At 64.0% G+C, this 13,885-nt stretch carries 17 protein-coding genes; 6 read left to right on the plus strand and 11 right to left on the minus strand.

Annotated features, from left to right (window positions below; genetic code table 11):
* Positions 1–9: 9 nt before the first annotated feature.
* From P8T11_RS07805 to P8T11_RS07840, 8 genes are read right to left on the minus strand one after another with little or no spacing between them, the layout of a single operon-like run.
* Positions 10–804 carry an ABC transporter ATP-binding protein gene (locus P8T11_RS07805; protein ID WP_268077482.1) on the minus strand — a complete coding sequence of 265 codons (795 nt, stop codon included), beginning with the start codon at positions 802–804 and terminating at the stop codon, positions 10–12.
* Entirely contained in the window at positions 797–1,585 is a 789-nt protein-coding gene (locus tag P8T11_RS07810; protein ID WP_268077481.1) for an ABC transporter ATP-binding protein, read from the minus strand. Before P8T11_RS07810 ends, P8T11_RS07805 begins: the two co-directional genes overlap by 8 nt.
* The gene (locus tag P8T11_RS07815) at positions 1,582–2,580 is read right to left on the minus strand and encodes a branched-chain amino acid ABC transporter permease (protein WP_268077480.1); all 999 of its coding nucleotides are present in this window, start codon (positions 2,578–2,580) and stop codon (positions 1,582–1,584) included. The genes P8T11_RS07810 and P8T11_RS07815 overlap by 4 nt, the downstream gene beginning before the upstream one ends.
* Positions 2,573–3,451 (minus strand): branched-chain amino acid ABC transporter permease, encoded by an 879-nt coding sequence (locus tag P8T11_RS07820; RefSeq protein WP_268077479.1) that lies wholly within the window; start codon positions 3,449–3,451, stop codon positions 2,573–2,575. Before P8T11_RS07820 ends, P8T11_RS07815 begins: the two co-directional genes overlap by 8 nt.
* A complete protein-coding gene (locus P8T11_RS07825) occupies positions 3,444–4,433 on the minus strand; it encodes an NAD(P)-dependent oxidoreductase (protein WP_268077478.1) in 990 nt (329 codons plus the stop codon). Before P8T11_RS07825 ends, P8T11_RS07820 begins: the two co-directional genes overlap by 8 nt.
* Positions 4,434–4,448: 15 nt before the next feature.
* A complete protein-coding gene (locus P8T11_RS07830) occupies positions 4,449–5,192 on the minus strand; it encodes an SDR family NAD(P)-dependent oxidoreductase (protein WP_268077477.1) in 744 nt (247 codons plus the stop codon).
* A 44-nt stretch (positions 5,193–5,236) separates the two neighbouring features.
* Positions 5,237–6,079 carry an FAS1-like dehydratase domain-containing protein gene (locus tag P8T11_RS07835; RefSeq protein WP_268077476.1) on the minus strand — a complete coding sequence of 281 codons (843 nt, stop codon included), beginning with the start codon at positions 6,077–6,079 and terminating at the stop codon, positions 5,237–5,239.
* A gap of 10 nt (positions 6,080–6,089) precedes the next feature.
* Entirely contained in the window at positions 6,090–7,307 is a 1,218-nt protein-coding gene (locus P8T11_RS07840) for an ABC transporter substrate-binding protein (protein ID WP_268077475.1), read from the minus strand.
* A gap of 172 nt (positions 7,308–7,479) precedes the next feature.
* On the opposite strand from P8T11_RS07840, the gene P8T11_RS07845 reads away from it, so the two are divergent.
* Positions 7,480–8,709, plus strand: coding sequence for a CaiB/BaiF CoA transferase family protein (locus P8T11_RS07845; protein ID WP_268077474.1), 1,230 nt, complete (start codon positions 7,480–7,482; stop codon positions 8,707–8,709).
* Between the two features lie 75 nt (positions 8,710–8,784).
* Positions 8,785–9,771 (plus strand): Bug family tripartite tricarboxylate transporter substrate binding protein, encoded by a 987-nt coding sequence (locus P8T11_RS07850; RefSeq protein WP_268077473.1) that lies wholly within the window; start codon positions 8,785–8,787, stop codon positions 9,769–9,771.
* Here P8T11_RS07850 and P8T11_RS07855 read toward each other — a convergent pair.
* The gene (locus tag P8T11_RS07855; RefSeq protein WP_268077472.1) at positions 9,768–10,037 is read right to left on the minus strand and encodes a hypothetical protein; all 270 of its coding nucleotides are present in this window, start codon (positions 10,035–10,037) and stop codon (positions 9,768–9,770) included. The two genes, P8T11_RS07850 and P8T11_RS07855, sit on opposite strands and share 4 nt — an antisense overlap.
* 172 nt (positions 10,038–10,209) lie before the next feature.
* Between P8T11_RS07855 and P8T11_RS07860 the strand changes: the two genes are divergently transcribed.
* Positions 10,210–10,800: a BPSL1445 family SYLF domain-containing lipoprotein gene (locus P8T11_RS07860; RefSeq protein ID WP_268077471.1), complete on the plus strand. Its 591-nt coding sequence runs from the start codon at positions 10,210–10,212 to the stop codon at positions 10,798–10,800.
* A 90-nt stretch (positions 10,801–10,890) separates the two neighbouring features.
* Here P8T11_RS07860 and P8T11_RS07865 read toward each other — a convergent pair whose 3' ends face one another.
* Positions 10,891–11,532 carry a glutathione S-transferase family protein gene (locus tag P8T11_RS07865; protein ID WP_268077470.1) on the minus strand — a complete coding sequence of 214 codons (642 nt, stop codon included), beginning with the start codon at positions 11,530–11,532 and terminating at the stop codon, positions 10,891–10,893.
* Positions 11,533–11,755: 223 nt separating this feature from the next.
* On the opposite strand from P8T11_RS07865, the gene P8T11_RS07870 reads away from it, so the two are divergent.
* Positions 11,756–12,385, plus strand: coding sequence for a hypothetical protein (locus P8T11_RS07870; protein ID WP_268077469.1), 630 nt, complete (start codon positions 11,756–11,758; stop codon positions 12,383–12,385).
* A gap of 42 nt (positions 12,386–12,427) precedes the next feature.
* On the opposite strand, the gene P8T11_RS07875 is transcribed toward P8T11_RS07870, so the two are convergent.
* Entirely contained in the window at positions 12,428–12,619 is a 192-nt protein-coding gene (locus tag P8T11_RS07875; RefSeq protein WP_268077468.1) for a hypothetical protein, read from the minus strand.
* Positions 12,620–12,792: 173 nt separating this feature from the next.
* Between P8T11_RS07875 and P8T11_RS07880 the strand changes: the two genes are divergently transcribed.
* Complete coding sequence (locus P8T11_RS07880; protein WP_268077467.1) at positions 12,793–13,275, plus strand: nucleoside deaminase; 483 nt, start codon at positions 12,793–12,795, stop codon at positions 13,273–13,275.
* A 63-nt stretch (positions 13,276–13,338) separates the two neighbouring features.
* Positions 13,339–13,809, plus strand: coding sequence for a hypothetical protein (locus P8T11_RS07885; protein ID WP_268077466.1), 471 nt, complete (start codon positions 13,339–13,341; stop codon positions 13,807–13,809).
* The last annotated feature ends 76 nt before the right edge of the window (positions 13,810–13,885 follow it).

Consider the following 13,885-nt stretch of genomic DNA (forward strand, 5'->3'; position numbering starts at 1 on the left):
GTTTCCTTCCTATGCGGGGTGGGTTTGCGACGGGCTTTGCGATGGGGTTTGGGCCGCCGCTTGCGCGGTCTGGCGCGCGCCCAGGTAAGCGTCGATGGCTTGTTGCCGGCCTTCGCGGCTGCGTAGCGCCTGTTCGTCCAGCGTGCCCACGATATGGCCGTGGCGCAGCACCCATGCGTGCACGGCCAACTTGGCCGCCACATGGAAACTCTGCTCGACCAGCAAGGCAGCAAGTTGTTGTTCGCGCTGGATCACGGCCAGCCGTTCGTATACCCGCGCCACCAACAAAGGCGCCAGGCCCAGCGACGGCTCGTCCAGTAACAGCAGGCGTGGGCCGGACATCAGCCCACGACCAATCGCCAGCATCTGCTGTTCGCCGCCGCTGAGCAGGCCGGCGGGCGCATTGCGCCGTCCGGCGATTTCGGGAAAGAAATCCATCACCATCTGTTCGCGGCGCGCCCGGGTGCGGGCGTCCACGAAGTACGAACCCAGGATCAGGTTTTCCGCCACGGTCAGGTCCGTAACGATGGCGCGCCCTTCCGGCACATACACGATGCCCCGCCGAAAACGCTGCGCGGCGGACAGACCCGAGATGTCCTGCCCGTCCAGCCGGATGCGGCCTTGCGCCGGCTCAAGGCCCGCGATGGCGCGCAGCGTGCTGGATTTGCCCGCGCCGTTGGCGCCCAGCAAGGCGACCACGGTGGCCGCCCCGACGGACAGGTCGATGCCATGCACCACCGGGCCCGCGCCGTAGCGCACCGTCAGGCCTTCGACCTCAAGCAAGCTTGCCGGCGTGTCATTCATCGTCGTCTCCCAGATAGACGCGCACCACATCCGGGTTCAGCCGGATCTGCGCCGGCTCGCCGGATGCCAGCAAACGGCCCACGTTCAACACATGAATGGTGTCGCAGACTTCCATGATCAGGTCCATGTCGTGCTCCACCACGACCAGCACCAGATCGGGCGCGCGCAAGCGTGTCAGCGCGGCGGACAGGTCGCTGGTCTCGATGGAATTCAGTCCGGCGGCCGGCTCATCCAGCAACAGCACGCGAGGCTTGCCGGCAATGGCCCGGGCAATCTCGGTCAGGCGCAACACACCGGGCGGCAACTGCGAGGGATAGGCATCGGCCACGTCCGCCACGCCCAGCCGCTCCAAGGCGGCCAAGGCGCGATCGCGGTTGTGGGCGCGTTCCGCCTTGCCGCGCGGCAAAGGCAGGAAGGCGTCGAGCCAACCGGCGGATGACTGCCTGTCCACCCCCACCATGACGTTCTCGGCCACGGTCAGTTCCGGGCACAGCGCCACGTGTTGAAAGCTGCGAGAAAAGCCCAGCGCGGCGCGCCCCGCGGGCGGTACGCCTTCCAAGCGCCGGCCCGCCAGACTGATGCTGCCCTGCTGCGGCGCATACAAGCCGGTCAGGCAATTGAAGAAACTGGTTTTGCCCGCACCGTTGGGGCCGATCAAACCCGTGATTTCACCGGCCTTCAGTTGCAGCCCGATGTGTTGCAGCACCTGGATGCCGCCGAACGACAGCGACAGGTCTTCAACGATCAGCGCCTCGCCGGACGCCATGGCGTGTGCGTTCATGGATTGCCTCCGTGCAGTCGGGCGCGCAGCTCGGCGGGCAAGGCATTGAATCCCAGCACCACGATCAGCAGCGCGGAACCATACAGAATCGGTACCCAGTCGCCCGCCCCCGCCAGCAGCAAGGGCATCATCGTCAGGAACAGACCGCCCAGCAAACTGCCCAGTACCGCCAGCGAATACAGGCTGACCACCGACCCGACCAGCAGGAAGATCGACGTCCATAGGGTGAAGCTGTTGGGCGACACCGTGGAAGAGCTGAACGACAGCATGGCGCCGGCGATGGCGGCAATGGCGCCGCTCAAGGCCATGCATGACAGCCGCGCCCAACTGCGGCGCACGCCGAACGATTCGGCCGCGTGCGGCGACGTGCGGATCAGCAGCAAGGCCATCGCCTGGCGCGAACGCCGGAACTGGCGCAGCAGCAGCGCCACCAACACCAGCCCCGCAAGCGGGAGGTAGTAGCGCTGGGTTTCCTTGGCCAGCCCAGGCAGCGCGTCCAGCTTCACGTACAGGCCTTCATAGCCGCCGGTCACCGATGAAAAGTGCAGCAGCACTTCTGGCAAGGCCAGGGCCAGCGCCATCGTGGCCACCGCCAGATAGATGCCCGACAGAAAGCGCGATGGAAAGGCGAAGGCCAGGCCCAGCACGGCCCCGGCTATCGCCGCCACCGGCAGGCTGGCCAACAGCGACACGCCCAGGTATTTCTCCATCAAGGCCACCGTGTAAGCACCCGCCGCCACGAAGACGCCATGGCCGATGGAGACCTCGCCGGCATAGCGCACCAGAAAGCTCACCGACATGATCGCGATGGCATTGGCGAAGCACAGCCCCAGCGTGTAGGTCCAGTATCCGCCCGCGGCCAGGGGCAAGAGCGCCAGCGCAAGCAGGCCCGCCACGCCAATCACCGAAGACCAACGCCGCATCGCGGATACCGGCTGACTGCCCTGCGCCACCGACGCCGGCAAGGAACGGGTAGATAGCATCACACTAGACACGGGCGCCTCCGCGTATGGCCAGCACGCCCTTGGGGAAGACGTTGAGCACCAGCAGGATGGTCAGCAGCAGATAGCTGTTGTTGAATTCGGCGGCCACGTAGAACGACAGCAGGTTCATGATGACGCCGATGAAGATGCCGCCCAGCACGGCGCCCGGCAGGCTGTTGAATCCGCCTACGACAGCCGCCGCAAAGGCTTGCAGCATGAATGAGGACACGCTGGTCGAAGACAAAAACGTGGTGGGCACGATCAGCAAGGACGCAACCAGGCCAAGCAAGCCCGCCACCACCCACGAAAACAAATGCACGCGGCGCAGGTTCAAGCCGCACACGCGGCTGGCGAATGGGTTGGCCGACACCGCCCGGAACGCGATGCCGATGCGCGTGCGTTCGATCAGCAGGTACAGCAGGCCGATCGCGATCGCGGTGGTGCCCAGCACGGCCAGGTCATAAGCCGTGACGTGAACCGGGCCCATCTGCCCGCGCCAGGCAGGCAGCGGCAAATCCAGCGACACCACGTTCGAGCCGAACAGCAGCTGGGTTGCGCCCTGGGCGATCAGCCCCACGCCCAGGGTGGCGATGGTGCTGGTCAAGTCCGATTTGAAAACCAGCGGCGCAATCAGGAAGTAACTGACCGCCATCACCGCCACCATGATGGCCAGCGTCAGCAGCACGGCGGCGCCCCAGGCCATGTTCGCGAATAGCCCGGCCGTGAAACCGAACACCAGGAACGCGGCCAGCCCCGCCAGGTTGCCATGCGCGAAGTTCACCACGTTGGAGCTTTTGTAGATCAGCACAATGCCGATCGCGCCCATGGCGTACAGGCAGCCGCTGACCATGCCCGCCCAGGTCAAGCCGATCAGGTCATCCATGAGCGCGGCTCCTTGGCGGCAAGGCAACGGCTGACGCTGCTTGGGAGGCTTGAGATGCTTGGGAGGCTTGAGATTCGGCCTTGGCCGGGCCTCCGCCCTGGTCGATCAGTTCAATCACCGATGGGAAGTACCGCCCCGAATACCCCCCGCTGACGGCGGCGGCGTAATACTGCCGGGCCAGCTCGGCCACATGAGCCGCCAGGCCCGATTGCGCGGCCAGTTCCAGCACATAGCCCAGGTCCTTCAAGACGTATTCGGGCGGAAACGCCTTGTCGGGAAACTGGCGCGGCAACATCGCCTTGCGGCCATGGTTGCGCAGCACGAAGCTGTCGCCGGAACCCTTGGACACGGCGTCCAGCAGCACTTCCGGCTGCACGCCGGCACGTTCGCCCAACACCATCATTTCAGCCAACGCCACGGTGTGTTCGAACACCAGCGCGTTGTTGATCAGCTTCACCACCTGGCCGCAGCCCACCTCGCCACATCGCGTCACGTCTGAACCGATATAACGCAGCAGCGGTTCAACGCGTGCGTACAGCGCCTGGTCGGCGCCCACCATGATGCTGAGCTCGCCGCGCTGCGCCGCTTCGCGGGTACGGGCCACCGGGGCATCCACAAAGGCCACGCCGCGCGCGGCAAGCTGCTCGGCCGTGCCCCGGGCGGACGCCACGGTGGTGGTGCTCAAGTCGACGATCACGGCGGGCCGGCGCACGCCGTCGGTCAGGCCGCCGGGCGCCACGCACACCTGCTCTACCTGGGGGCCGCCCGGCAGGGACAGGAACACCACGTCCGCCTGCGCCGCCACCGTGGCAACCGAATCCGCGCGACGCGCGCCGGTGCCTTCCAGCAACTGAAACGCCTCGGCGTTCATGTCAAACGCGATGACTTCACCCGGGTGCTTCAGCGCCATGTTGCGGCACATCGGGCCGCCCATCACGCCTAGCCCGATAAAGCCGATCACGGGGTGCTTGTCTGTAGTCATGGTGGCGTCCTTGCCTTAGTCCATCCACATGCCGCCGCTGATATCCAGCGACGTGCCCGTGATCCAGTTGGAAGCCGGCGAACACAGGAACAGCGCCGCCTGCGCGATATCGTCGGGGTTGCCGTAGCGGCCCAGCGGCACCGTGCCGTTGGCCGACGGCGCGCCGCCCCCTGTAACGCTGGCCCACATGGCGGTCTCGACCGGGCCGGGCGCCAGCGTATTGGCGTACACGCCGTGGGGCGCGCCGGCCTTGGCAATCCAGCGCATCATGCCGTGCACGGCGGCCTTGGACGCCACGTAGGCCGGGCCCGAGGCCACGCCGCCGTTCTTGGCAGCAATCGACCCCGCCGCCAGGATCTTGCCGAAGCCCTGCTTGCACATCAGCGGGAACAGTTTGCGCGCCGGGTTCACCACGCCGCGCACGTTGACGGACATCACCGCGTCCCATTCATCGTCCGTGCTGTCCGCCAGCGAGGTGCGGGCGATGATGCCGGCGCACAGCACCAGGATGTCCACCTTGCCGTAGTCCGCGATGATCTTGTCGATGACCAGGTCGGTTTCGGCGCGCGAGGTGACGTCGTAGCGGCGGTAGTCGATGCCGCTGCCGATTTCTTCCTGCTCGATCCGGTCCGTGGCGATGACCCGCGCGCCGGCATCCCGGAACGCCTTGGATATTGCCCGCCCCATGGCGCCCGCGCCGCCCGTGATCAATGCCACCTGGCCTTCAAGACTTGCGGGGCCGCTCATATGCTGTGCCATCTTCTCTTGTCTCCTGATCGTTTTTTTAGGAATCGCGCTGGCCGTCAGCGCAGCGTCGCGGTGGCGGACATCGCCAATTCTCCATCTGGCCCGCGCGCCCACAACGCCAGCGAGCCGTCTTCATTCGTATGCCCTTCCACGCGAAACGAGCGCGACACGAACAAGGGGCTGACGCCACGGAATTCAAAGCTGGCCAGCGCCCGACCTTCGCCATGCGCAAGCGCCAGTTGCTGCAATAGCGTGGCCGTCAGCGGGCCATGCACCACCAGGTCGGGATAGCCCTCTTCGTTGCGTGCATAGGCCTGGTCGTAATGAATGCGATGGCCATTGAAGGTCAGCGCCGAATAGCGAAACAGCAGCGTCGTGTCGGGGATTACGTCATGGCCCCAGCGTGCCTGGCCCGCATAGGGTTCGGGGGTAGCGGCCGGAGTCGCGCCGACGGGCGTGGCCTCGCGGTAGACGATGTCCTGCTCTTCCACGATGCAGGCCGTGCCGTCGCAAACCGTGGTGTGCTCAACGGTCACGAACCACAGCGACCCACGCTTGCCCACCTTGTTCTCGACTTTCAGGATGCGACTGTGCCGCGTCGCTTCCGCGCCGATCGGCAGGTCCGCCAGGTAGCGCACGCGGCTGCCCGCCCACATGCGGCGCGGCAATTCAATGGGCGGCAGAAAGCCGCCGCGCTGGGGATGGCCGTCCGTACCCAGGCCGCTGCGCCGCGCCGTCGGGTTGAAGTACAGCCACTGCCAGCCCGGCGGCAGCGGCGCGCCGTCGCCGGGCGCACTGTCCAGATCCAGCGTGGCCGCCATGGCCTGCACCACCGTCGCGTCCAGGCGCTGCGTGCGCGCCTCTACACGGCCTACCCACTCTTCGTATGCGTTGGTCACGCCTGCACTCCTATGCTGGTTTTGCGTCAAAGACATCCGCCGGATAAGGCTTGAAGTCCCGCACCAGCTTGAAGCTGCCACCGGACACCGCCTGAATGATCCCTTCCTGGCGCGCGCCCCGGTGATCGCCCGCTTTAAAGGTGACCTGGCGCGCCCCGCCCACGGTTTCATTCGTCATCGTTTCCATGACGTCGACCAGGCTGGCGCGCGTCAAGGGCTTGCCGCTGGCCAAGAGCATCTGAAACCCCTTGGCGAACAAGGCGCCGTTGCTCCAGCCATTCAGGCCGAACACGCCAATGGGGTCGTTCGGGTACAGCTTGGCCACGGTCTCGCGGTAGGCCTTGATATTGGCGTCGTCGGCGTCAACGGGCATCAACCACGATGAAAAATAAGCGCCATCCAGCAAGCGGCCGGCCAGCTTGTAGGTGGTGGGGTCGGCGGTGAAAAAGGGTGCCATCCATTTGGCCTGGAACCCAAGACGGTCAGCGGTCTTCAGGGCAGCGGCCAGATTGGCGTTGGAACCGAACAGGATCACCACATCCGCTTTCGCGTTGGCGATGCGGCGGATATGCGGCGTGAAGTCGGTGCTGCGCACTTCAAACGGAATCGATTCGGCCGCCTGCTTCTTGTTCGCCGCCATCAACAGGTCAAAGCCGCGCTTGGCCGAGCGGCCCAGTTCGTCGTTTTCCCAAAGCAGCGCAACGCGGCTGGCGCCCAGCCCGTTGAACGCATAGTCCAGGTTGGACGCGGCCGACCAGCCGTAGTCCGGCAACAGCGGAAACACCAACCGTTCCGCGAACAGCGCGGTCGCCCCGCCAATGGGGCCGATCATCGGCAGACCCACTTCCTTGGCATAGGGAATGACCGCCACGGACTGCGCCGTGCCCACCGGCGCGGCCAGGGCGAAGATCTTGTTCTCTTCCACCAGGCGACGGGTCACGGCCACGCTGCGGGCCGGTTCATAACCGTCGTCATAAGTGACCGACTTGATCTTCCAGCCGTTCAACATGTCGGTGTCGTTGACCCACTTGAAGCAGGCGTCGGCCGCGCGGGAAAGAATCGCGTAGAACGGCACCGGCCCGGTAATGGGCGTGAAGGCCCCGACCGTGACCGTCTTGCTGGCCACGTCGATACCCGGGGAAACCGATTGGGATTGCGCGCGCGCCCAGCCTGGAAGCGAGATCGAGGCTGCCGCGGCGCAGCCGGAAAGAAAAGTCCTTCTGAGCACGGTGATGTCTCCTGGTTGTTCTTCGATTGCCGCTGTCTGCTGCGCGACTAAGAATGCATTCTATATCTTTGACCAATCGACAAAATACGGGCTTTCCCTAGGCAAAATAGATTTATTGCTCAAACTTTACACATATAGAATGCATTCTTTTAGCAAAACAGCCGGAGACACCATGCCTACCCCCCCTCTTGCGGGCCGCAGAGTCATCGAACTGGGCACCATGCTTGCCGCGCCCTTCGCTTCCCACATCCTGGCGCAGTTGGGCGCCGAGGTCATCAAGGTGGAACCGCCGCGCGGCGACCCTACGCGCAGCCTGGTTCGCGGCGGGCCCAGCGGCACCTTCATCGCTTATAGCCATGGCAAGAAAAGCGTCTGCATCGACCTGGCCCATCCTGACGGCCATGCCGCCTTCCTGAAAATCCTGCGGACGGCCGATGCGCTGGTCCATAACCTGGCGCCCAAGGCCGCGCGCAAACTGAAGCTGACACTCGCCGACTGCCAGGCCGTCAACCCGCAATTGATCTACTGCCATATCCGTGGCTACGCGCACGGCCCCCAGGAAGACGATTTGGCGTCGAACCCCGTCGCCGAAGCATCAACCGGCGTCATGGAAGCCAACCGCGTCAACGGCCGCCCCAGCCGCCTGGGCCCCTCGTACCACGACCAGTTTGCAGGCGCCTATGCCGTCATCGGCATGCTGGCGGCCATGCTGCAACCCAAGACGGCAAGCGAAGGCGGCCATGTCGAAATCGGTTTGTATGAAACCGGCCTGCATGTGGCGTCGCGCGATCTTTGCGGGGTGCAACTGAAGACGCAGTTGCTGGGCCGACCGGAACGGGAGCCGCATGGTGAATTCAGCATGCCGGGCTATGGGGCGTACCAGACGTCGGACGAACGCTGGATGTACCTGTTGATGCTTACGGATGCACATTGGCTGAAGTTCTGCCAGGCCTTGGCATTGCCGCAGGCCGACGATGCATCGCTGGCTGCGTTGAAAGACAGGAAGAAGGCGCGAGAACAGGTGGAAGACATCGTCAAGACTGCCGTGGGCGCGCTTCGCTTCGATGAACTGGCGGCCCGATTGAAGGCCGCGGGCGTGGGCTGCACGGAAGTGCTGCCCTTGGAGCGCGTGCTGGATGCCGAGCAGGCGCGCCAGCCGGGCAAGCTGCGTGACGTCCGCTACCGCGACCTGAGCTTCGACGTGCCTGAATTTCCGCGACTCGACAGCAGTGATGATGGTGTCCAGACCCTGCCCCCGCCCGACCTGGGGGAGCACACGCTGGACGTGCTCTCAACGGCCGGCTTGTCGCCGGAAGAATGCAAGACCTTGTTGGAAAGCGGCGCGGTGTCCACCATCCGCGCCGGTGATTTCGCCTGGGCGCCGGTGCGTCGACAGGCGTGAACAAAACAGGGCGCACAAAACGTACAACGCGCACAACGCGCACAACGCGCCCGACAATAACCAAGGAGACGAAAAATGCAACGGATCAATAGGATGTCGGGCCTGATCAAGGCCATGTTGGCGGGCTTGATGTGCGCGGCCGTGGGATCGGCCGCCGCCGCTTACCCGGATAAACCCATCCGTCTGGTGGTGGGTTTTCCGCCAGGCGGCGGCGCGGACTTCGTGGCGCGCGAAGTGGCGCAGCGCTTGGGCCAGGCCCTGAACACCAGCGTGGTGGTCGATAACAAGGCAGGCGCCAACGGCACCATCGCCGCCGCCGAAGTCGCCCGCGCCCCCGCGGACGGCTATACGCTGCTGCTGGGCGTCACGGCGTCTCAGTCCATCAGCCCCGCCCTGTCGCCCAAGCTACCTTACGACCCGCAGCGCGATTTCACGCCCATCACCGAAATCGGCTACACGCCCCTGGTGCTGGTTGTGAATCCGAAACTGCCCGTCAAGACGCTCAAGGAATTCCTGAGCTATGCCAAGGCCAGCAAAACACCCGTGCCTTACGGGTCCGCCGGCATCGGCAACATTACCCACATGACGGCCGAACTGTTCGTGCAATCGTCTGGCGTATCCAACTTCCAGCACGTGCCCTACAAGGGCAGCAGCCAAGTCATGACCGACCTGATCGGCGGGCGCGTCGATGCCTATTTCGACACCCTGCCTTCGTCCCTGCCCTTGATTCAAAGTGGCCAGGTGCGGGCACTGGCGGTTACCAGCGCGGTGCGCGCCGGCTCAGCCAAGGACATACCGACGGTGCAGGAGGCAGGCGTGCCGGGCTTTCAAACCACCACGTGGTTCGGCGTGCTGGCCCCGCCCAACTTGAACGCCGATCTGACCAAGCGCTTGTACGACGCGCTGCGCAATGGCATGAACAAGCCCGACGCCCGGCAGGCGCTGGTGGCGCGCGGCGTGGAGCCGGTGCTGGATTCCCCCGCACAGTTCACGGCGGAACTGCACGCCGATCTTCAACGCTGGCGCGACGTTGCCCGCAAGGCCAACATCAAGCTGGACTAAGCCGATACTGCAGCGCCGCAATGCCGGCACACCCGCGCCTCGCGCAATATACGTCCGGCGCAGTGCGGGCATTCCGTATGGGTCGGCAGTACCGGTTCGCGCGCATGGGCGGACCGGTCGGCAATGGCGTATAGAAACGCCCCGGCCAAGGGCGGGCTGATCAGGCAGGCCAGTATCGTCCAGCCGATGCGCTTGCGGCCCCGGCCGGCGGCCAAGCCGCCCACCACCAGGGCCAGCACGATCCAAAAGAGGATAAGCAGAAACATTGCGCGATGGTAAACCGCGATGGCCAGTTGCGTAGCCCTATCCGGGGCTACATCTCACCGATCCGAGTCGGCCCCCGCCCAAATTTTTCCCAAAACCCTCTTCGTTACCCCTCTAAAACGCCATCAACAAGAGTAATCTGCAAATTCGCCTGCAACCAAAAAGGAAGCGCATATGAATAAGATCTCTTCGACATGGCGTAGGACCACGGTGGCGGTGACGCTGGGCGTGGCGAGTGTGATGTTCGCGGGTTGCACAACAACCAGCCCCAGCGACAAGGCCACGCCGGCCGAGAAGCGGCAAGAGCTGAATTCCGCCGCCAACGCCACGCTGACCAAGCTGTACGAGGGCTCGCCGCAATCCAGGCAGTTGGTGGAACGCGCGCGCGGCGTGCTGGTATTTCCGGACGTGCTTAGCGCCAGCTTCATCGTCGGTGCGGAGCACGGGGCGGGGGTGCTGCGGGTGAATGGGCAAGACTCGGGCTACTACACCGTCACTGGCGGGTCGATCGGCTTCCAGGCCGGCGCCCAATCCAAGGCGATGGTGCTGTTGTTCATGACGGATGACGCCCTGGCCAAGTTCCGCGCCAGCAGCGGCTGGACGATTGGGGCCGACGCCACTGTCGCCGTGGCCAATGTGGGCGCCAATGGCAGTATTGATTCCAATACCGCCAAGCAGCCTATCGTGGGCTTTGTGCTGAACAACGCCGGCTTGATGGCCGGCGTGTCGGTGGACGGCAACAAGATCTCGCCATCGACGCTGTAATCCTCTGCCCCCTCGGGACCGACCGGCCGCTGCTTCACAGCATGGGCCGGTCCCCACATCCTGACTGCGGCGCGGCGCTGCCGCCCGCGGTCAGGACAACATAGGCGCCATATCCGGGTCGCCTTTTTTCATGGCGTGCAGATACGCATCGCGCGCGCCGATGCGCTGTAGATAAGCCAGGATGTTCGGATACGGCGACAAGTCGTAGGGATAAAACAGGCGCATCGTGGTCAGCGAAAACACAACAATGATGTCGGCGGCGGTCAAGACATTGCCGGCCAGGTAATCGGTTTTTCCCAATTGTTTGTCGACCAGCGCCAAGGCTTGCTGGCGCCGCGCATCGGCGAACTGCACGGCGGGTTTGTCGGCGGGCACCTCGGCGCGGGCCAGCACCATGCAACGCATCAGGCTGGGTTGCAGCGAGCCGTTGGCGAAGTGGAACCAATACAGGTAGTTGGCATAGTCCGGGCTGGTGGGCGGCACCGTCAGGCGGCCGTCGCCGTAGCGGGTCAACAGGTATTCCACGATGGCGGTGGACTCGGCCAACACCACGTCGCCGTCGGTAATGATGGGCGCCGTGCCCAGCGGGTGCAGCGCCTTGTATTCAGGCGGGGCCAGCCGCGTGACCGGATCGCGGTCATAGACCTTCAGGTTGTACGGGATGGCAAGTTCCTCGCACAGCCACACGATGCGTTCGGATTGCGATTTTCCAAGATGATGCACGGTCAGCATGAGCTTCCTTTATAGGTGCGCCGGCGTGGGTACGCCTGCGCGTCGACTTCGCCACTCTACGCCGCTTTGCCGCATCGGATAGCGCACGGTGTCCACTCGGACACCGCCCTTTACGGATAGATACATAACGCCGGTAATCAGCAATTACCAAATGCAATCCGCGTGCTAATTTAAGCGCCCGTGGCCGCCCTTGCCCGTGGCGGACGTTCTTAGCCAACCACTCATGACCATGCAAAACACGCCTGATCGCGACTTGAACACCGCCGCTCCGCACAGCACGCAAAGCACGCGCACGCGGCTTTCCCGGATACTTCCCCTGGCGTTCGGGCTGGCGTTGGCCGCGACTTCGCCGATGCAGGTGGCGCACGCTGAAACCGTCCGCGCCCACGGACCCGCGCAGCAAGCCGCGCCGCAGCAGGCGGCCCCGCAGCAAGCAACCCAGACAACCCCGCAAGCGGGTTCAACGGGCCTGGCCCCGGTCACCAAGACCGAAATCAAAAGCCAGACCGCCTACGAACGCTTGATGAACAACAGCGGCGTCAGCGTGCAGTGGCTCTGGTCGGCCGAACGCGGCCACCTGAACGCAAAGGACGTGAACGACGTCGTGCGCATCGATGGCACGCAGGCCAATTTTGAAGGCACACTGAAAATCAACGGTGAAATCGTGTCGATCGACAAAGACCGCTTCACCTTTCGCGGCACGATCCTGATTCTTGACGCCCCCGACAAAGGCCGCCGCTGCGAACGCACCGGCGACTACGAGTTTCGTGCCACCGGCAAGCGCAAGTACTGGCGCCTGCAGCAAATGGAAAGCTGCGACCGCCTGACGGATTACGTGGATATTTTTTATTGATTGGTGTGTGACTCGCACGAGAAGGCTTCGCATGGCGGAGCCTTAAACTTTAGCCACCGCATCATTTGCACGGTTTTCTTTTAATGCTGGCACGGCAGGTGTGCACAGGTCGTCATATTCGCGCATCGTGTTTTGATCGATGCCGCCGACCGCGTACAAATTCCGGGCAAGGTCGCGGATTACGCCAAACGGCGACGAATCACGCAACTGACATACGGCGGCATCTTTATCCAATTCAAGACTCTCCACTAAGTTCCATTAGCAAGCAGTGCGGCGGACGCCTCCTCTGCCTGCGCTGCGAACATAGCATCAAGTGCTGCACCTAATACAAGCCTTGGATCGGAATCAGACGAAGTTACCGCCAGCCAATCAACTAACTGCGCACCGCAAGCACAAGGAGACACAACATGATCAACGACCTAGACAAAAAGCACCTTACCCGCTGCATCGAGCTGGCCAAGCGCGCGTTGGAGCTGGGCGATCAGCCCTTTGGCTCCGTGCTGGTGTCCGCCAATGGCGAGGTGCTGTTCGAAGACCATAACCACGTCTCGGGCGGCGATCACACCCAGCATCCGGAATTTGAAATTGCCCGTTGGGCGGCCAACCACGTGCCGGCAGCCGAGCGCGCGTCGTGCACCGTCTATACCTCGGGTGAGCACTGCGCGATGTGTTCGGCGGCGCATGGCTGGGTGGGGCTGGGGCGCATTGTGTATGCGGCGTCTTCGAAGCAGTATGCGCAGTGGATGAAGGAATGGGGCGTGCCGCCGTCGCGCGTAAAAACCTTGGCGATTCAAGACGTTATTGAGGGGGTGACGGTGGATGGCCCCGTGTCGGAGTTCGCGGAGCAGATCAAGCTGGTGCATCAAGAGAACGTGCGGCGCCGGGCGTAGACCCTGCCGTGGTGTTTCTCCCGGCACAGAATCGCTATCCGAACCACGACAGGACCTCCCGGCATGCCCTCGAACACCGTTAAATGGATTGTCAGCATCGTCTTCGGACTGATCATCGGCAGAGTCAGCTATGGCGTGCTGCTGCCAGTTTTCATGGCCTTGAGCCCGGGTGAGCAAAGCGCCGCCTCGGCGGATTCCAACACGATGATCGTGTCCGGTCTGGCCGTCTGGCTTGTCATCACCGTCATCACCAGCCTCATGCTGGCGCGCATTCCCAACCTGCGCCGCTTGATCGGTTGGGGTTGCGTCGTGCTGGGCGTGGCCTTGGTGCTGACCATTCCCGCCACCTTGCTGACCATGGACCTCGGCGCAAACCACGCTTCCGCCGCGGATACGCGCGATGCCAACACCGCCCTCTTCTTCTGGGCGCTTATTTTTGGCCTGCCTTATGTCGGCGGCGGGTTGGCGCTGACGATTCTGGGCACGGTGCTGGTGCGCAAGAATCCGGCCACCAAAGATCCTGTCCTTAACTAATCCGCCAATCTGCCGTTGTTAGAACATTGCGGCCCCCGCATGCGCGATGCGCAGCCGGCATGGGTTCGCCTTTCCT

This window comes from Achromobacter spanius (genome assembly GCF_029637605.1).
Lineage (GTDB): Bacteria > Pseudomonadota > Gammaproteobacteria > Burkholderiales > Burkholderiaceae_B > Achromobacter > Achromobacter spanius_E.